Origin of the sequence: Streptacidiphilus sp. PB12-B1b, assembly GCF_014084125.1 — a bacterium.
GTDB lineage: Bacteria > Actinomycetota > Actinomycetes > Streptomycetales > Streptomycetaceae > Streptacidiphilus.
Window position 1 is genome coordinate 693,271 of the sequence record NZ_CP048405.1, and the last position, 17,665, is coordinate 710,935.

Genomic DNA, 17,665 nt, shown 5'->3' on the forward strand with positions numbered 1-17,665 from the left:
CGGGAATGCAATGCCGGGCCTGCGGGTGGCTTTCCGGACCGGTGGTTTTACGCCGCGACGAATACCGAGCGCAACCGAATCGCGTCGCAATCGCTCCCGGCGCCGGTGGATTCCGGGGCCGAATCCGGGCCGAATGCGGGGATTCCGGCACCGCGCCCGACGGCTTCCGCGGCGGCGTCCGAAGCAGCGCGCCCGGGGCTGTCCGCAGTGGCCGGGAAAGCGTCCGCGCAGAGGTAGAGTGGCCTCTGGTAGCTGCTTCGGAGTCGGAGCGGATCCACGTGTTCCGGCTGCCCGTGCGGGTCGGAGCCCTCGGTCGCCGCCCCGGTCCGGTACCGCCGGTGCCCGCTTCAAACCCTCTTTCGCGCCTGTCACCCGCAGTGCCCGCCGCCCGCCCTGACCCCCGTGCCCCGATGGTTGAGATTCGGCCAGCCGCCCGGCGGAGCGCCCGCGTCAGAATTTACGCGACGATTTGTCTCAGTGGTCCGCTATGTCCGGGCCGAATTGCGTTGTTTTGTTCGCGTTAATCCGCTCTTGCCCCTTGACGCGCCCCAAGAATTGCCTCCCTTTTGCCCTGTTGCAGAGGGCATCGGAGTGGATACATTCAGCGTCGGTTGGAGCGCCGCGCACCGCGTGGCGGCTCGGCCCGGTCCGCGGAGTGCGGACCGTGAAAGGGCCAGTAATAGGGGAGTTTGGAATGGCTCAGGGCACCGTCAAGTGGTTCAACGCGGAGAAGGGGTACGGCTTCATCGCGGTCGACGGTGGTGCGGACGTGTTCGTCCACTACAGCGCGATCCAGATGGACGGGTACCGGTCGCTCGAAGAGGGCCAGCGAGTCGAGTTCGAGATCTCGCAGGGTCAGAAGGGTCCGCAGGCGGACATGGTCCGCGTGGTGTGACCTGTCGGGTGATCGCTGACAGGACATGACCGGCCGAGCCTCGTTCCGGACGGAGCAGTGACGCAGGTCTTTCACCAGGCCCGTACCCCCCAGGGGTACGGGCCTGGCGTCCGTTGTGGCCGGGTTCCCACCTCATCTGCTTGCGCCCACCCGTCGCCCGACCACCGCCCCTCCAACGTGGCCCTTCGGGCCGCTTGCACTCTAGGGGGTCGAGTGCTAATCATTGGCGTTAGCACTCTGAGGTAGAGAGTGACAACGGGCCGGGTAGGTGAGGCCCCGGGCGCGGCGGGAAGGAACCGTCGTCGGCCGGGTCCGTCCGTCGCGGGCGCCAGCGCGGTCCACACGCAGCCACCCTGTCCGGGAGGACCACTTCCATGGCCAAGATCATTGCGTTCGACGAGGAAGCTCGTCGCGGCCTTGAGCGCGGGATGAACCAGCTCGCCGACGCTGTCAAGGTCACGCTCGGCCCCAAGGGCCGCAACGTCGTCCTTGAGAAGAAGTGGGGCGCCCCCACGATCACCAACGACGGTGTCTCCATCGCCAAGGAGATCGAGCTCGAGGACCCGTACGAGAAGATCGGTGCCGAGCTCGTCAAGGAGGTCGCCAAGAAGACCGACGACGTCGCGGGCGACGGCACCACCACCGCCACCGTCCTGGCCCAGGCGCTCGTGCGCGAGGGCCTGCGCAACGTCGCCGCCGGCGCCAACCCGATGGCCCTCAAGCGCGGCATCGAGAAGGCCGTCGAGGCCGTCTCCGCCCAGCTCCTGGAGCTGGCCAAGGACGTGGAGACCAAGGAGCAGATCGCCTCCACCGCCTCCATCTCCGCCGCCGACCCGCAGATCGGCGAGCTCATCGCCGAGGCGATGGACAAGGTCGGCAAGGAAGGCGTCATCACCGTCGAGGAGTCGCAGACCTTCGGTCTGGAGCTCGAGCTCACCGAGGGCATGCGCTTCGACAAGGGCTTCATCTCGGCGTACTTCGCCACCGACCTGGAGCGTATGGAGACGTCCTTCGACGACCCGTACATCCTGATCGCCAACTCCAAGATCGGCGGGGTCAAGGACCTGCTCCCGATCCTGGAGAAGGTCATGCAGTCCGGCAAGCCGCTGCTGATCATCGCCGAGGACGTCGAGGGCGAGGCCCTGTCGACCCTGGTCGTCAACAAGATCCGCGGCACCTTCAAGTCCGTCGCCGTCAAGGCCCCGGGCTTCGGCGACCGCCGCAAGGCCATGCTCGGCGACATCGCCATCCTCACCGGCGGCACGGTCATCTCCGAGGAGGTCGGCCTCAAGCTGGAGAACGCCGGTCTGGAGCTGCTGGGCCGCGCCCGCAAGGTCGTCATCACCAAGGACGAGACCACCATCGTCGACGGTGCGGGCGAGAGCGACCAGGTCGCCGGGCGCGTCAACCAGATCCGCGCCGAGATCGACAACAGCGACTCCGACTACGACCGCGAGAAGCTCCAGGAGCGCCTGGCGAAGCTCGCGGGCGGCGTGGCCGTGATCAAGGCCGGCGCTGCGACCGAGGTCGAGCTCAAGGAGCGCAAGCACCGCATCGAGGACGCCGTCCGCAACGCGAAGGCCGCCGTCGAGGAGGGCATCGTCGCCGGTGGTGGCGTTGCGCTGCTGCAGGCCGGGGTCATCTTCGACAAGCTGGAGCTGGAGGGCGACGAGGCCACCGGCGCCAACATCGTCAAGGTCGCCCTTGAGGCCCCGATCAAGCAGATCGCCTTCAACGCCGGCCTCGAGGGCGGCGTCGTGGTGGAGAAGGTGCGCAACCTTCCGGCCGGCCACGGCCTGAACGCTGCCACCGGCGAGTACGTCGACCTGGTCGCCGCGGGCATCATCGACCCGGCCAAGGTCACCCGCTCCGCCCTGCAGAACGCGGCCTCCATCGCCGCGCTGTTCCTCACCACCGAGGCCGTCATCGCCGACAAGCCGGAGAAGGCCGCGGCCCCGGCCGGCGGCGGCATGCCCGGCGGCGACATGGACTTCTGATCCGCCCGCCGGCCGCGAGGCCGGCCCGGATCAGCAGGGCCTGACGCACCTGCGCGAGGCGGTTCCCCCGACAGCAGTCCGCTGCCGGAGGAGCCGCCTCGCGGCGTTCCACCGCCGCGGGTTCGGGACGCCGCGGGTTTGGGACAATGGGCGGATGGACGCCGACCGACTCGAAGCCGTACTGCACGCCGCCCGCGCCGGGGTACTGCACGACCTGCACTCCCGGGACGTCGCCGACGCGGCCGTGGTCTCCCTGCTGGAGGACGCCGTCTCCCAGCGCCGCTGGTGGGTCGAGCAGTGGCCGGACGGCGCGGATTTCGTCCTCGGCCTGATCGCGCAGGACGTCCAGGACGCGCTGCTCGACAGCTACGGCCGCTGGCCGCTGTGCGGCTCCTGCACCAGCGAGGGCGAACCGCAGGCGCTCAGCGTCGATCCGGAGCTGGGGCCCGACCCGCGCTGGGTCTGCGAGAAGGAGGGGCTCGTGATCGCGCCGGTCGGGGAGCTGGGCCCGTGATCCTGATCGACCCGCCCACCTGGCCCGGACACGGCCGGCTCTGGTCGCACCTGGTCAGCGACGTTTCCTACGACGAACTGCACGCCTTCGCGCGCCGGCTGGACGTCCCCGAGCGCGGCTTCGAACGCGACCACTACGACCTGCCCGAGCGCCTCTACGCCCGGGCGCTGGCAGCCGGGGCCCAGCCGGTCGCCAGCCGGGAGCTGGTCGCCCGGATCACCGCGGCCGGCCTGCGCCGCCGCAAGCACCCCCCACGCTGAGCCCAGGCGCCACGGCCCGGCGTCCGCGCCGCCGCTGCTCAGGCGTCCAGCGCCGCCAGCTCCGCGGCCAGGTTGGCGCGCGCCCGGGCCTCGTAGGCGTCGGCGGCGGCCGGGGTGCGGAACAGCGCGGGCAGCGCCAGCAGCTGCCGCAGCACCGCCGCCCGGCCGGCGCGGAAGGCGTCGTCCGGGACGAAGGCGTACTCCTCGCGGACGGCCGCCGCATAGGCCGCGTACGCCTCGGCGTCGCCGCCCAGCACCGCCAGATCCGCGTCGCACAGCAGCGCGCCGTTGGCGTCCCCCGGGGCCGGGTCGTGATCGACCGTCAGTCGTACCAGCCGCGCGGTCTCCGCCGCCAGCGGCTGCGCCACGCCCAGCTCCGCCAGCACCCGCTCGGCCAGCCGGGCGCTGCGCTCCTCGTTCTCGGTGCGGTCGGGCGCGTACACCGCGTCGTGGAACCAGCAGGCCAGCCGCACCGCGTCGGCGTCCGCGCCGGTGCCGCCCGCCGCCGCTGCCGCCGCCTCCAGCGAGTCGACGGCGGCCAGCACCGCCGCCAGGTGGTGCACCGTGTGGTACCGCCGCTGCGGCTCCGACCAGCGCCGCAGCAGCTGCTCGCCGTAGGCCGAGGGCTCCGGGCCGGTGCCGCCGCGGACCCGCTCCAGCAGCGGGGTCCACTGCTCCAGCAGGGCGGCGGCGGGCTCGTCGGCGGGGTGCGTGTGGGGTGCCATGCAGCCATTGTGGGGCCCCGGTGCGGATGTTCCCCGGTGTTCCCCGGGCGACCGGGATGCGGTGGACGCCCCGCACCGCCTACTCTGGCCCAGTGGACTAGACCTGTTGTCGTTCTCGTGACGCCGGGACTGACAGCCGTCAGCGATTGCACGCACCTGATCAGGGACAACCCGGGTGCGCGAAGAGAAAGGGTGTCATGTGGGTAACCGTGCAATCTTCGAGGTGATCGCCACCTCCGCGGAGGATGCGGTGGCTGCGGCGGCCGGAGGCGCGGACCGGCTGGAGCTGGCCGGGGACATGGCGGCGGACGGGCTCACCCCCTCGGTCGAGGAGTTCGCCCGGATCAGGGCGGCCGTGCACCTGCCGCTGCGGGTCATGCTGCGCGACCGGGACGGCTTCCAGCCGCGCGACCTGGACGGTCTGTGCACCACCGCCGAGCGGCTGCGCGCCGAGGGCGCCGAGGAGTTCGTCCTGGGCTTCCTCACCCCCGACGGCGGCGTGGACCTGGAGGCGGTGCGCACCGTGCTGTCCGCCATCCCCGGCTGCCGCTGGACCTTCCACCGCGCGCTGGACAGCGCCGCCGACCGCGCCGCTGTCCGGGCCGCGATCGACGGGCTGCCCGGCCTGGACACCGTGCTCACCGCCGGCTCGCCCAAGGGCGTGGCCTGCGGCCTGGATGTGCTGGCCAGCGAGACCGCCTGCTCGGGCCAGCCCGGCTACGGCCCGCAGATCCTGGTCGGCGGCGGCCTGAAGGCGCACCAGGTCGCCGGGTTGCGCGCGCTGGGCGTGGAGGGCTTCCACGTCGGCGGGATGGTCCGCGGCGGCGGCTGGGACACCCCGGTCGACACCGGCCTGGTCCAGCAGTGGCGCCGCCTGGTCGACGCCGAGGTCGACGCCGCCGCCTAGCGCCGCCCGCAGCCGCGCCCGCGCCCGCCGGGGTCAGGCCGAGGCCAGCGCCTCCGGCAGGGGGCGGGCGTGCAGGACGGTGAGGCCGGAGACGGGACGGGTCAGGCACACGTAGAGGCGGCGCAGCCCGGTACGGGCGTCGGGCTCGCCGTCCACGATCGCGGCCGGTTCGTCCAGGACGACGTAGTCGTACTCCAGGCCCTTCGCCAGCGAGGCGGGCACCAGCGTCAGCCGGGCCTCGGCGGAGGTCTCGGTGCCCGGCTCCAGGTAGCCGATCCCGGCCGCGTCCAGGGCGGCGGCCAGCTCCGGCACCCGGGCGTCGGCGGCGATCAGGCCGATCGACCCCTCGTTGCCGAGCGCCTCGCGGCAGGCGTCCAGCACCGCCTCCGGCCCGCCCGCGCCGTCCTCGCCCACGGCCGCGACCGGGCGGACGCTCAGCGCGCCCCGCGACTCGCGGACCGACTCGGCCGGGGCCAGGTCCGGCGCGATGCCCGGCAGCAGCCGCGAGGCGTAGCGGATCACCTCGCTGGGCACCCGGAAGGTCTTGCTGAGCGCCTCCACCCGGGAACCCGGCTTGCCCAGGTGCAGCAGCGCCTCGGCCCAGGTCGCGGTGGCCCACGGGGTGGTGCCCTGGGCGATGTCGCCGAGGACGGTCGCCGATCCGGTGGTGCAGCGGCGGCCCACCGCCCGGTACTGCATCGGCGAGAGGTCCTGCGCCTCGTCCAGCACCACGTGCCCGAGCGAGTGGGTGCGCTCCACCAGGTCGCGGGCCTCGTCCACCAGCACGGCGTCCGCCAGCGACCACGGCGCGGACCTGGCGCTGCGCGGCGCCTTGGCCCACAGCACCGCCTGCTGCTCCTCGGCGCTGAGCACGCCCTCGGCGCACCCGGCGAGGAACTCGGCGTCGGTGAGCAGCCGGAACACCAGCTTGACCGGGTCCACCACCGGCCAGATCGCCTTGACGGCGGCCTTGACCGCGGCGTTGCGGGCCACCGCGTCCTGCACCCGGTCGTCCGGGGCCTCGCCGCCGTTCTCCATCTTCACCAGCACCGCGTGCGCGATCCGCTGCGGCAGCGCGGCCAGCGCCGCGCCGTAGCGGATGTCCCGGTCCATCAGCTCGCGGACGATCTCCTCCAGCTCGTACGCCGGAACCCGCCAGCGGCGGGAGCCGCGGATGACGACGCAGGGCTCGGTGGGCAGCCGGATGCCGGAGCGGACGGCCCGGTGCAGCACCTGTGCCATCCGGGCGTCGCCCTTGACCACGGCCGAGCGGGCCGGGTCGGCGCCGGTCACCGGCACGTGCGCGACCAGCTCCTCCACCGTGGCCTGGGCCACGTCCAGCTCGCCCAGGGCCGGCAGCACCTGCTCGATGTAGTGCAGGAAGGACCGGTTCGGCCCGATGACCAGGGTGCCGGTGCGGGCCAGCCGCTCCCGGTGCGCGTACAGCAGGTAGGCGACGCGGTGCAGGCCCACGGCGGTCTTGCCGGTGCCGGGCGCCCCCTGGACGCAGACGCTGCCGTGGATGTCGGCGCGGACGATCTCGTCCTGCTCGGGCTGGATGGTGGCGACGATGTCGCGCATGGGGCCGACGCGGGGCCGCTCGATCTCGGCGGCCAGCAGCGCGCTGGTGGTGTCCGTCTCGGCCGGGTCGGTCAGGTGCTCGTCCTCGTACGCGGTCAGCTCGCCGCCGGTGTAGCCGAAGCGCCGGCGCAGGGCGACGTCCAGCGGGTCCTTGCGGCTGGCGCGGTAGAACGGCTGGGAGACCGGCGCGCGCCAGTCGATGACCATGGGGTCGCCGTCGGCGTCGTGGACGTGCCGCCGCCCGATGTAGAACTGCTCTCCGGTGGCCCCCTCGGCCAGCTCCAGGCCGGGGGCGTGCAGGTAGTCGAGCCGACCGAAGAACAGCGGGGTGTGCGCCAGGTCGGCCAGGGCCTTGATCCGGTCGGCCATCTCGCGCTGCAGGATCGCGGCGTTCACCCAGTTCCCGGTGACGTCGGAGAGGTCCAGCGACTCCACGTCGGCGCGCATGGCGCGCAGCGCGGAGCGGGAGGAGGCGAGGTGGGCGCGTTCGCGGTCCAGGGGGTTGCTGTCGGTGTCCGTCGGCGCGTCGGTGTGCGTGGACAAGGGGGGAGCCTTCCCGGTTGCGCGGCGCCGGGGGTGCCGGGCGCGCAACGGTCCATGGGTCTTCGATGGAGTTGGAGAGCCGCCCGGTTCCGACCGGTCGGCGCACTCCCCGACCCCGGCATCCGTTCTGCGCGGAGGGGAAGGCGGCAGACCGGACATGCTAGACCCGCGGCGACCGGGACGCGAACCGGTTTCCGGCGGGCGGGCCGCTGTCGGTCTACGGCGGGCCGCGGGCGGGTCGCGGCGCGGTCGGGGTGATCCCCGAGGCGCGGGTGAGGGGCCTACGTCCCGGGGATGAGCGACGCTACGCCCGCGTATCGGCCGTCCGGGCGACGCACGAACGCGCGTCGGAAAACTACCGTGGAGGTATGGCTACCTCGCAGATCAACCCCACAGCCGCGGCCCCGGGAGGTGCCCGGGGCGGCAGCGGCAGCACCCGGCAACCCCACGACGGCAACCGTCACCCGCTGCGCACGGCCGTGCGCGGCGCGGGGGTCTTCCTGGTCACCGCGGTCCGCGTGGTCGTCCTCGGTGACGAGGGCGTCAAGGACTGACCGGGCGGCCCCGCGCACAACTTCACAGACGTGTCACAGCCATGTCACTGCGGAAACCGTTGATCGCTCCGGCTCGTGATCGGTTCTGAAACTGATCGTGAACCCCGGCACCGGCCGGGGGCCGAGCGTCCTAGGGGAACTGATGCGTGTTCAGCGAGTGGCGATGGTGGCGACGGCGGCTCTGCTCGGGGGCCTCGCGCTGAGCGCGTGCAGTGGCAGCGCGAGCGGATCGACCACGGCGGCGGGCGGCGCGGTGTCGGTGTCGGCCTCCGGCACGGCCACCGGCGCGGGCTCCGCCACCGGCTCGGGCTCCGGATCGGGCTCCGGCTCCGGCTCGGGCTCGGGCTCGACGTCCGGTCCCGGCTCCACGGGCGGCAGCGGCAGCGGCGGCGGTACGGCGTCGGCCGGTACGGGCGGTGGAACCGGCGGGACCAGCGGCACCGGCGGCTCCACCGGCTCGTCCGGCTCCGGCGGCGGTTCCGGCACCGGCGCCGCGGCCCGCTGCACCACCGCCCAGCTGCGCTTCGGCATAGGCCCCGACAGCGGCCCGCAGTCCGTCGGCGACACCACCGCCGCCGAGGTCGTCAAGCTCACCAACAAGGGCCCCGCCGGATGCGTCATGGACGGCTTCCCCGGCGTCGACCTGCGAAGCAACGCCGGGACCTTCTCCGTGCCGCGCAGCGGGAAGACCCCGCGGCCGGTGACGCTGGCCCCCGGCGCCAGCGCCCTGTTCGACATCGACTACACGGTGAACAACACCGGCGGCAGCGGCATCCGGGTCTACACCATGGTGATCACCCCGCCGAACGAGACCCACCAGGCCACCCTGGCGTGGAACCAGGGCACGCTGCCGGCCACCGACGGCTCGGGCTCCTTCATCACGGTCGACCCGGTCGTCTCCTTCGCCGGCTGAGACCGGTGCCGCCGCCGGTGCCGCCCGCCCTCAGTCCGCCTGGAGCACGTCGTCCGCGTCGATGATGCGGTAGGCGTACCCCTGCTCGGCCAGGAACCGCTGCCGGTGCGCGGCGAAGTCCTGGTCGATGGTGTCCCGGGCGACCACCGAGTAGAAGTGCGCCGTGTGCCCGTCCGCCTTGGGGCGGAGCACCCGGCCCAGGCGCTGCGCCTCCTCCTGCCGGGAGCCGAAGGTGCCGGAGACCTGGATGGCGACGGTGGCCTCGGGCAGGTCGATGGAGAAGTTGGCGACCTTGGACACCACCAGCACGCTGATCTCGCCGTTGCGGAAGGCGTCGAACAGCTTCTCCCGCTGCGGGTTGGTGGTCTCGCCCTTGATCACCGGGGCGTCCAGCGCCTCGCCCAGCTCGTCCAGCTGGTCGATGTACTGGCCGATGACCAGCGTCGGGGTGCCCCGGTGCTTCTCCACCAGCGCCTGCGTGACCCGGCGCTTGGTGGCGGTGGTCGCGCAGAAGCGGTAGCGCTCCTCGGGCTCGGCCGTGGCGTAGGCGAGGCGCTCGCTGTCGGTGAGGGTGACCCGGACCTCGCAGCAGTCGGCGGGCGCGATGTAGCCCTGGGCCTCGATCTCCTTCCAGGGCGCGTCGAAGCGCTTGGGGCCGATCAGCGAGAAGACGTCGCCCTCGCGGCCGTCCTCGCGCACCAGGGTCGCGGTCAGCCCCAGCCGCCGCCGGGCCTGGAGGTCGGCGGTGAAGCGGAAGATCGGCGCGGGCAGCAGGTGCACCTCGTCGTAGACGACCAGGCCCCAGTCCCGGGAGTCGAACAGCTCCAGGTGCGCGTAGACGCCCTTCCGCTTGGTGGTCATCACCTGGTAGGTGGCGATGGTGACCGGGCGGATCTCCTTGCGGGTGCCGCTGTACTCGCCGATCTCGTCCTCGGTCAGCGAGGTGCGCTTGACCAGCTCGTGCTTCCACTGCCGGGCGGAGACGGTGTTGGTCACCAGGATCAGCGTGGTGGCCTTGGCGGTGGCCATCGCCGCCGCCCCGACCAGCGTCTTGCCCGCCCCGCAGGGCAGCACCACGACGCCCGAGCCGCCGTGCCAGAACCCCTCCACGGCCTGCTGCTGGTAGGGCCGCAGCTGCCAGCCGTCCTGCTCCAGCTCGATCGGGTGCGCCTCGCCGTCGACGTACCCGGCCAGGTCCTCGGCGGGCCAGCCGAGCTTCAGCAGCACCTGCTTGATCTGGCCGCGCTCGGAGGGGTGCACGGCGACGGTGTCCGGGTCGAGCCGCTGGCCCACCAGCGGGACGATCTTCTTGGACCGCAGCACCTCCTCCAGCACCGGCCGGTCCGTCGACGTCAGCACCAGCCCGTGCACCGGGTGCTTGGACAGCGTCAGCCGCCCGTAGCGGTCCATGGTGTCGGCGATGTCCACCAGCAGCGCGTGCGGCACGGGGTAGCGCGAGTACGTCACCAGCGCGTCCACCACCTGCTCGGCGTCGTGCCCGGCGGCCCGGGCGTTCCACAGGCCCAGCGGCGTCACCCGGTAGGTGTGCACGTGCTCGGGTGCGCGTTCCAGCTCCGCGAACGGCGCGATCGCCCGTCGGCAGTCGCCCGCCTTGGGGTGGCTGGTCTCCAGCAGGAGCGTCTTGTCGGATTGGACGATCAGCGGTCCATCGTTCACGTGCGGGTCCTCCGGAACGCCAGGCAAAGGGGGCAGACCCTCCAGTATCCCGCACCCGCGCGCCGTTCTCAGCGGCATGCCCGGATGCGGGACGAGGTGGGCTCGCGCCCCCGGCGGCGGACGGGCCTACCCGTTGCTGTTGTCGATGCTCCAGGCCCAGAGCGCGCCCTTGGCGATGCGCGTCATGAGCGCCTGGAAGTCCGACTTGACCCCCGCCGGGGTCTTGTCCTGCGGGAACAGCGGCGCGATGCGCTGCTGCCGCTCCGGCGAGAGCTCGGCCAGCAGCCGCTGCTTGTAGGCGTTGTAGACCCGCGCGATGTCACCGCGCACGCTCTCGCCCTCGCTGTTGCCGATCACGGGGGCGCCGCGCTTGCGGTCGTCGTTGGTGGCGGCGATGGAGGCGATGTCCATCAGGAAGCAGTCGAGCAGGTCCCGGACGTCCTGCTCGTGGGCGTTCGGCTGCTGGTCGTGGACGTCCCGCAGCAGCAGGTCGGCCATCTCCAGCGTGACGTCGCGGTAGACCGTGAAGCGCGGGGCGCCCGGGATCGCGCCGAGGACGTGGTCGGACTGCTTGGCGGTGGCCGAGTTCATCGAGGCGAACCCGTCCGGCTCCCGCTGCTCGCTCTCCAGGCCCGGCACCGGGAAGGGCATGCCCTTGAAGCCCTCCTCCTCCCCGGCCAGGCCCGGCTTGGCCTCCGCCAGCGGGTGGATGCCGAACTCGTGGCAGAGCATTCCGGCGATGTAGCCGATGTCGTACTGCTCGAAGTAGTAGGCGGCGAGCTTGACGTCGACCCCGTCGGCGCCCTTGTCGGTCACGTCGGCAGGGGTCTCCAGGGCGCGCTTCTCCAGGGTGATGTCGCACCTGCGCCCGTTGATGTACTGCGTGATGGCGCTGTGCGAGGTGAGCAACTGGAGGATGCGTTGGGCCTTGTCGCTGTACTGCGGGTACTTCATGGAGACGTTGGTGAAGGCGATCGAGCCGCTGGACAGCCGCGCCCGCTGGATCGTCGGCAGCGCGCGCTGCACCGGGCCCGCCCCGCCGCCCTCGGCCCGCTCCGCACGGCTCTCCTGCTGCGCCGGCTGCCGGACCGGACCGGACAGCGCCCGGGTGGCGTTGGCCTCCGCCTCGCGCTCGAACCGGTCCGAGGGGTCGGAGACGTTCAGGCCGTTGCCGTTGTCGGTGCCCGCCACCGGGCCCTGGCGCTGCTGGATGACGTGGGTGAGTTCGTGAGCGAGGGTGTGCTTGTCGGCTCCGCCGTCGCCGATGACGACGTGGTTGCCGGAGGTGTAGGCGCGGGCGCCGACCTCGGCGGCGGAGCGCTGCGCGGTGGTGCCGGTGTGCAGCCGGACGTCGGAGAAGTCCGCGCCGAGCCGGGCCTCCATGTCGGTGCGGGTGGCGTCGTCCAGCGGGCGGCCGCCGCCGCGCAGCACGTCGTGCACGGTGGAGCGCTGGACCGGGGGCCGGCCGGACGCCTGGGGCCCGCTCGGCTGGTGGCCGCATCCGGCGCCGTGCTGGTGCCGCTCCTGGGCCCCGGGCTGTCCGGCGCCGCGGAGCAGCTGGACGGTGGCGGCGTTGCCCGCGGCGCGTTGCAGCGCCAGGAGGTACTGCGGCGACAGGGCCGCGCCGCCGACCGCCGACGGGCCGCCGGCCGGGGTGCGGAGCGGGGTGCGTCCGGCGTACTCACTGCCGAGCCCGCTGCCGTGCGTCCGGACGGTGTCTTGCGCGCGCATGGAGGGGGTCTTTCTGCCGCCGGAACACAACCCTTCCTGACTATCGGACGGGGGGAGGGCGGCGCCAGGGGTGCAAGGGCAGTGTCAACTGCCTGAACGGGCACGTCCGGCCCGGCGTGCGTGGAATTTTACTGCGACAGAAAGGATGTGGCGGCTGGACTATCCTGACGGCATGAGTGCGCGGACAGTGGACTGGGGGGCGATGCGCGCCCGCCGGGGCGAGGCCGACGGCGCCGAGGGGCTGCGGGAGCGCAAGAAGCGGCTGATGCGGCGCCAGCTGTCCGACACGGCCACGGAGATGTTCGTGGAGCGCGGCTTCGACGCCGTGCGGGTGTCGGAGATCGCCGAGGCGTGTGGGGTCTCCGAGAAGACGGTGTTCAACTACTTCCCGACCAAGGAGTCGCTGGTCCTGGACCACCCCGACGCCACCATGGCCGCCCTGCGGACCGATCTGGCCAGGCCCGACCTGTCGCCGGTCGCGGCGGCGCTGGGCATCCTGGCCGAGGAGCTGGACGCCATGGCGTCCTGGCTGGAGGCGCAGGACGACCGCGCCCGGGCCGTCGCCGCCGTCCAGCGCTTCGGCGCGCTGATCCACAGCACCGCCTCGCTGCGCGCGCACCAGCGCGACATGACCGACCGGCTGGTCGCCGCCGCCGCCCAGGCCCTGGCCGAGCGGGCGGGCGTCGGCCCGGACGACCCGGAGCCGCAGATCGCCGCGACCGCGCTGCTGGGCCTGTGGCCGGTCCAGTTCCGCGCCCTGCGCGCCCACCTGGACGCCGCCCGCACCCCGGACCGGCTCCGCGAGGCGGTCACCGCGGATGTCCGCCGTGCCGCCCGCCTGCTCGACGCCGGCCTGTCCGGCTACGGCGCGGGCGCGGGCGCGGGCGCGGGTGTGGAGTCGGAGTCGGGGTCGGGCGCGGTGGCAGCGGGCTGATCCGCGGCGACCTGGGCGTCCAGGGCGGCGCAGAGCCAGGTGTCGTTGGCCCCGAGGGTCGGTACGCCGGGGCCGGTCAGTTCGGCGGCGAGCTGCCAGTAGCGGTGGATCCGGGGGTCGGCCGCGAGCCTGCGGCTGAGCCCGCGGCGGAAGTCGGGGGTGTCCGGGGAGCCGTGCGCCCCCGCGTAGGCGGCGACGAAGCAGTCCAGCGCCCCGCCCGGGCGCGGCGGGCGCTGCGCCACCAGCTCCGCCGAGGCCAGTTGGTGCGCCTCGCGCAGGCCGTCGTAGAGCACGGCCGGGCGAAAGCCCGGCCCGGCCCGGTGCGCCGCGGGCTGGCCCCGGTCGGTGCCCCGGCAGTCGCCGGAGACGAAGGCGTGCAGCCTGGCGAAGGCCAGGACCTGCGCCGGGGTCGGATCGTCCGGCGGCTGCGGAACTGCCTGGTCGACGATGGCGGCGACCAGCCGGGCCGGGAGCCGCGGCGGCAGCCAGCGCCGCCAGAAGCGGGCGAGCGCGGTGGTGTCGGGCGGGGTGGTGACGGATCCGATCAGCCGCAGCCGGTCGGCGCGCTCCTGCGGGGCGGAGTCCTGCAGCAGCCGCAGGGCGGCCTCGCGCCAGCGCAGGGCGGTCATCCTGGTGCCCAGCTCGCGCAGGTGTCCGGCGATGACGTCTTCCAGCGCGGCGTCCCGCTCCAGCAACTGCTCCAGCGCCCGGCCCACCTCGGGCACCGGCAGGTCCAGGGCGCGCAGCGAGCGGATCAGGCGCAGCCGGTCCAGCGCCTCCGGGCCGTAGCGGCGGTGGCCGCCGGCGCTGCGGGAGGCTTCGGGCAGCAGGCCGCTGTCCGAGTAGAAGCGGACGGTCTTGACGGTGACGCCCGCGTGTTCGGCGAGTTCGCCGATGCTCCACATGGCCTCGGTCGGCACGGCTTGAACCTCCCTCAGGGGGAGTTCCTACGGTACCGGCGACGGCGGGCGTCCGGTACGGCCGCCCGTGGGGACGCGAGCGTACGAGGAGGCGGTCATGGCGGCGTTGGTGCTGGTGTCGGAGGCCTACACCGGGGCGTGGGTGTGGGGCGGGGTGGCCGCGCGGCTGCGGGCGGCCGGGGCCGAGGCGTATCCGGCGGAGCTGACCGGGCTGGGGCCGGGCCGCGCCGAGCCCGCCGAGCCCGCCGGGGCGGCCGCCGGCCCGGAGGCCGGGGCGCGGATCGACCTGGAGACGCACGTGGAGGACCTGGTGCGGCTGATCGACGCGGTGCCCGCCGCCCAGGTGGTGCTGGTCGGCCACGGCTACGGCATCCACCCGGCGCTGGGCGCGGCCGACCGGCGCCCGGAGCGGATCGCCCGGATCGTCCACCTGGACGCGGGCATGCCCCGGGACGGCGACTCCGTCCTCGACCTGCTGCCGGACCAGGGCGTCCGCGACTGGTTGCGCGCCCGGGCCGCGACGTCCGGCGACGGCCTGCGCATCCCCGCGCCCTCGGCCGAGGAGTGGGCGCTGTGGGGCAGCACGGCCGGCGTCCCGGCGCAGGCGCTGGCGCTGCTGGCCGAGCGCGCCGCGCCGCAGCCGCTGGGCACCTTCGACCAGCCGCTGCGGCTGACCGGGGCGGCGGCCGGGGTGCCGACGAGCGGGGTGTTCTGCACCGCCAACGGCTCCAGCACCGAGCTGGTGCAGTCCCTGCTGGCGCTGGGGAACCCGCAGTTCCAGGCGCTGGCCGACCCCCGGGTGGGGTTCTTCGACATCGACACCGGCCACTGGCCGATGCTCTCCGCCCCGGACGAGCTGGCCGGGGTGCTGCTGCGGGCCGCGGCGGGCGAGGGGCGCCGGCTGGCCGCCGGGAGCGCCGGGCCGGCGGCGGACGCCCGGGCGTTCCTGCTGGAGGTGCCCGCGCGGGAGCGGGAGCGGGTGGGGCGGGTGGACCTCTACCCGCCGGACGCCGACGGTCCGCGTCCGGCGGTGGTGCTGGTGCACGGCGGCCCGGTGCCCGCCGACGGGCGGCCGACGCCGCGCGACTGGTCGGTCTTCGTCGGCTACGGCCGCTACCTGGCGGGCGAGGGCGTGCTGGCCGCGACCGTGGACCACCGGCTGCACGGCCTGGGCGACTTCGGGCGCGCCGAGGCGGACGTCGCCGCCGCGGTCGAGCTGGTGCGGGCCGATCCGCGGGTGGACCCGGACCGGGTGGCGCTGTGGTTCTTCTCCGGCGGCGCCCTGCTGTCGGCGGGGTGGCTGGCCGCGCCCCCGCCGTGGCTGCGCTGCCTGGCCGCGACCTACCCGCTGCTGGCGCCGCTGCCGAACTGGGGCTTCGTCGGCGACCGCTTCCGCCCGGCGGCGGCGCTGCGCACGGCGGGGCGGCTGCCGGTGGTGCTGACCCGGGTGGAGCGCGAGCGCCCGGAGATCGCGGCCACCCAGCAGGAGTTCCTGGCCGCCGCCGCCGAGACCGCCCGGGACGGCCGGGGCCCGGCCCTCGACCTGGTCGAGGTACCGGGCGCCCACCACGGCTTCGAGACGCTCGACCACACCGAGGAGGCACGAGAGGCCCTGCGCCACGCCGCCCGCACCGTCCTCACCCACCTCCACGCCTGACGGCCGGTCAGGCCGAGTAGCGCTTGAAGCCGGCGGTGTCGATGAGCCAGGGGCCGAAGGGAACGGTGTCGCCGAAGGCGTACTCGCTGATCCGGTCGTACCGGGGACCGTTGGAGCCGGGCAGGATGTCCTGGTAGGTGAAGACGACGCCCTTGCGCGGGTCCACCAGCAGGTACAGCGGGATGCCCATGGCCGGGTAGTCGGCGACCTTCTCGACGTAGTCGTTGTCCGGGTTGTTCTTCGACACCACCTCGACCACCGCGTGGATCTTTCCGGCGTCGACGGTTCCCTCGGAGTCGTCCAGGACGTGCAGCGGGACGACCACGGCGTCGGGTCGGCGCATCCGGCCGATGGACGGGTCCTCGATCTCCGTGCCGGACTGGGCGATGACGTCCGTGCCGGGGTGGGTGCGGGGGATCTGCTCCTCCAGCTGCCGCACGACGCGATAGGTGATCGCCTCGTGCCGACCCACCGGGCTCATCATGACGAAGGGCCCGGAGGCGCCGATCTCGACGCCCCAGAAGCCGTCGAGGTGGTCGGCCAGCGGCCACAGCTCCTGCGCGATGGCGCGCATGCGCGCGTACACCGCCGGATCGACAGGATCGGGCATGGCCTGCTCCTTCGTCGTGCGGGTGGCGGACCTGCCCGCCGCTCCACTGTCGAACCTATCGTGGCCTGCCGACAGCGGCGCCGGGACGGACTGCGGTCGGGGTCAGCCGGCGGTGGGGGGTGCGAGGTGCTGGGTGAGGTATTCCAGGCTCATCGGGATGAGGCGCTTGAAGTCGGAGGTGAGGTGGTCGGCGTGGGGGAGGACGTAGTAGGTGAGGTGGACCGAGGGCGAGGTCCTGGCGGCGTTGACGAACGCCTTGACCACGGACTGCTCGTAGGGCTCCGCGCCGCCCGCGGTGACCAGCATGGAGACGTCGGCGGTGGACCTGGCCACCATCAGCTGCGGGGTGTTGGCCTTCAGCTCCGCCGCGTGGCCGCGCCAGTAGAGCGAGTCGGGCAGGAAGTAGCCGTCGATCGGGACGGCCGCGCTGAAGGTCTGCGGGAACTGCAGGGCCAGCTTGGCGCTGCACAGGCCGCCGGTGGAGGCGCCCATCACGCCCCAGCCGTTGCGGCTGGTCAGGGTGCGGAAGTTGGCGCGGACGAAGTCGGGGACGTCCTCGCCCATCCAGGTGGCCATCTTCTGGTGGCCGGGTATGTCGCTGCAGTCCAGCAGCCGGGCGTCGTCGTCGTGGAAGTTCTGGATCGGCATGATCATGATGAAGGGGTGGGCCTTGCCCTGCTTGGCCAGGGCCACGTCCTCGGCCTGGATCGGCAGCTGCCGCTGGTCGGTCCAGGTGTTGTAGCCCGCACTGGAGCCGCCCGCGTACAGGGTCACCACCGGGAACCCGTCATGGGCGTACTTCGGATCGTCGTACTGCGGCGGCAGCCACACCCAGACCTTGCCCGCCACGCCCGACTTGGCGCCGTGCAGGGTGGTCACGTAGATCGGGCCGACGGACGTGTGCTCGGCGACGGTGAGCGCCGCCTTCGGGCCGGTCGGCAGCGAGACGGCGGTGCTGGACGGCGACGGCGTCGGCGGGGCCGGGGGCGCGGTGGCGGCGGTGCCGACGGGCGGGACGGCGGGGCCGGTCGCGCTGCTGTGCGCGGAGGAGCCGCAGGCCGCCAGGGGCAGCGCCAGCGCCAGCGCGAGGGCCGCGGTCAGGCCCGGCGCCAGCCGCCCGCGCCGCGCGGGGGCCGGGAGCGGTCCGGCGGCGTGCGGCCCGGCGGCCGGGGCCGGCTGCGGTGCGGCTGGTGCCGACGACGGGGCCGCGAGGCGGCGACGGGTGCGGTGCAGACGCATGGTGGAGC

16 protein-coding genes are annotated in these 17,665 nt (G+C 73.7%); 9 read left to right on the forward strand and 7 right to left on the reverse strand.

Going from position 1 to position 17,665, the window contains the following annotated elements:
• The first annotated feature begins 694 nt into the window (after positions 1-694).
• From GXW83_RS03275 to GXW83_RS03290, 4 genes are all read left to right on the forward strand, one after another.
• Positions 695-895, forward strand: coding sequence for a cold-shock protein (locus GXW83_RS03275; protein WP_030255564.1), 201 nt, complete (start codon positions 695-697; stop codon positions 893-895).
• Between the two features lie 374 nt (positions 896-1,269).
• Positions 1,270-2,892 (forward strand): chaperonin GroEL, encoded by a 1,623-nt coding sequence (gene groL / locus GXW83_RS03280; RefSeq protein ID WP_182441404.1) that lies wholly within the window; start codon positions 1,270-1,272, stop codon positions 2,890-2,892.
• Positions 2,893-3,046: 154 nt separating this feature from the next.
• Positions 3,047-3,406, forward strand: coding sequence for a hypothetical protein (locus tag GXW83_RS03285; RefSeq protein WP_182441405.1), 360 nt, complete (start codon positions 3,047-3,049; stop codon positions 3,404-3,406).
• A complete protein-coding gene (locus tag GXW83_RS03290; RefSeq protein WP_182441406.1) occupies positions 3,403-3,666 on the forward strand; it encodes a DUF4031 domain-containing protein in 264 nt (87 codons plus the stop codon). Before GXW83_RS03285 ends, GXW83_RS03290 begins: the two co-directional genes overlap by 4 nt.
• A 38-nt stretch (positions 3,667-3,704) precedes the next feature.
• On the opposite strand, the gene GXW83_RS03295 is transcribed toward GXW83_RS03290, so the two are convergent.
• Positions 3,705-4,391, reverse strand: a complete 687-nt coding sequence (locus tag GXW83_RS03295; RefSeq protein ID WP_182441407.1) for a hypothetical protein — start codon at positions 4,389-4,391, stop codon at positions 3,705-3,707.
• Between the two features lie 199 nt (positions 4,392-4,590).
• Here GXW83_RS03295 and GXW83_RS03300 point away from each other — a divergent pair, with 199 nt between their 5' ends.
• The gene (locus tag GXW83_RS03300) at positions 4,591-5,298 is read left to right on the forward strand and encodes a copper homeostasis protein CutC (protein ID WP_182441408.1); all 708 of its coding nucleotides are present in this window, start codon (positions 4,591-4,593) and stop codon (positions 5,296-5,298) included.
• 33 nt (positions 5,299-5,331) lie between these two features.
• On the opposite strand, the gene GXW83_RS03305 is transcribed toward GXW83_RS03300, so the two are convergent.
• The gene (locus GXW83_RS03305; protein WP_225446725.1) at positions 5,332-7,422 is read right to left on the reverse strand and encodes an AAA family ATPase; all 2,091 of its coding nucleotides are present in this window, start codon (positions 7,420-7,422) and stop codon (positions 5,332-5,334) included.
• Between the two features lie 368 nt (positions 7,423-7,790).
• Here GXW83_RS03305 and GXW83_RS03310 point away from each other — a divergent pair, with 368 nt between their 5' ends.
• Positions 7,791-7,976, forward strand: a complete 186-nt coding sequence (locus GXW83_RS03310; RefSeq protein ID WP_182441409.1) for a hypothetical protein — start codon at positions 7,791-7,793, stop codon at positions 7,974-7,976.
• A 142-nt stretch (positions 7,977-8,118) separates the two neighbouring features.
• A complete protein-coding gene (locus GXW83_RS03315; RefSeq protein ID WP_182441410.1) occupies positions 8,119-8,889 on the forward strand; it encodes a DUF4232 domain-containing protein in 771 nt (256 codons plus the stop codon).
• A gap of 30 nt (positions 8,890-8,919) precedes the next feature.
• On the opposite strand, the gene GXW83_RS03320 is transcribed toward GXW83_RS03315, so the two are convergent.
• Together GXW83_RS03320 and GXW83_RS33765 are read right to left on the reverse strand one after the other, a co-directional pair.
• The gene (locus tag GXW83_RS03320) at positions 8,920-10,566 is read right to left on the reverse strand and encodes a DNA repair helicase XPB (RefSeq protein WP_182441411.1); all 1,647 of its coding nucleotides are present in this window, start codon (positions 10,564-10,566) and stop codon (positions 8,920-8,922) included.
• Positions 10,567-10,692: 126 nt separating this feature from the next.
• Positions 10,693-12,297, reverse strand: coding sequence for a DUF4157 domain-containing protein (locus GXW83_RS33765; RefSeq protein ID WP_225446726.1), 1,605 nt, complete (start codon positions 12,295-12,297; stop codon positions 10,693-10,695).
• 172 nt (positions 12,298-12,469) lie between these two features.
• Here GXW83_RS33765 and GXW83_RS03330 point away from each other — a divergent pair, with 172 nt between their 5' ends.
• Positions 12,470-13,231: a TetR family transcriptional regulator gene (locus tag GXW83_RS03330; protein WP_182441412.1), complete on the forward strand. Its 762-nt coding sequence runs from the start codon at positions 12,470-12,472 to the stop codon at positions 13,229-13,231.
• On the opposite strand, the gene GXW83_RS03335 is transcribed toward GXW83_RS03330, so the two are convergent.
• Complete coding sequence (locus tag GXW83_RS03335; protein WP_370466547.1) at positions 13,159-14,151, reverse strand: MerR family transcriptional regulator; 993 nt, start codon at positions 14,149-14,151, stop codon at positions 13,159-13,161. The two genes, GXW83_RS03330 and GXW83_RS03335, sit on opposite strands and share 73 nt — an antisense overlap.
• A 97-nt stretch (positions 14,152-14,248) precedes the next feature.
• On the opposite strand from GXW83_RS03335, the gene GXW83_RS03340 reads away from it, so the two are divergent.
• Positions 14,249-15,808 carry an alpha/beta hydrolase gene (locus GXW83_RS03340; RefSeq protein WP_182441413.1) on the forward strand — a complete coding sequence of 520 codons (1,560 nt, stop codon included), beginning with the start codon at positions 14,249-14,251 and terminating at the stop codon, positions 15,806-15,808.
• 7 nt (positions 15,809-15,815) lie between these two features.
• Here GXW83_RS03340 and GXW83_RS03345 read toward each other — a convergent pair whose 3' ends face one another.
• Together GXW83_RS03345 and GXW83_RS03350 are read right to left on the reverse strand one after the other, a co-directional pair.
• The gene (locus GXW83_RS03345) at positions 15,816-16,418 is read right to left on the reverse strand and encodes a Uma2 family endonuclease (RefSeq protein ID WP_225446727.1); all 603 of its coding nucleotides are present in this window, start codon (positions 16,416-16,418) and stop codon (positions 15,816-15,818) included.
• A 102-nt stretch (positions 16,419-16,520) separates the two neighbouring features.
• A complete protein-coding gene (locus tag GXW83_RS03350) occupies positions 16,521-17,657 on the reverse strand; it encodes an esterase family protein (protein ID WP_182441414.1) in 1,137 nt (378 codons plus the stop codon).
• Between the last annotated feature and the right edge of the window lie 8 nt (positions 17,658-17,665).